Source organism: Sutterella massiliensis (assembly GCF_016899755.1).
Taxonomy (GTDB): domain Bacteria; phylum Pseudomonadota; class Gammaproteobacteria; order Burkholderiales; family Burkholderiaceae_F; genus Sutterella; species Sutterella massiliensis.
In genome coordinates this window covers 1-243 of the sequence record NZ_JACJJC010000515.1, presented here as the reverse complement: position 1 = coordinate 243, position 243 = coordinate 1, and the positions used below count along the sequence as shown (strand labels likewise).

Sequence of the window (243 nt, the reverse complement as noted above, 5' to 3'; positions counted from 1 at the left end):
ATTCAATCGTCGCCTGCCGCTCGGTTACGCCGACTATTCGCACGCACTCGATCAGGCTCAGAACGGCCATACATTCCTTCGCGTCTCTTCATCGGACCTCCGTCGTGCGGACAACAAGCGCGTTCACACGGTTCGCGACCTCATCGTCGAAATGGATTCGGAAGGCAATGCTGTTGACGAGTTCAAGCTTTGGGAAATTCTCGATCCGTACCGCGACAACGTGCTGAAGGCGCTCGACCAGGG

At 56.8% G+C, this 243-nt stretch carries 1 protein-coding gene; it reads left to right on the top strand.

Translation table 11 applies throughout. The features are described from left to right. Positions 1-243 (top strand): aryl-sulfate sulfotransferase (locus tag H6A60_RS13530; protein WP_205105396.1); only part of this gene is annotated, 243 nt, incomplete at both ends.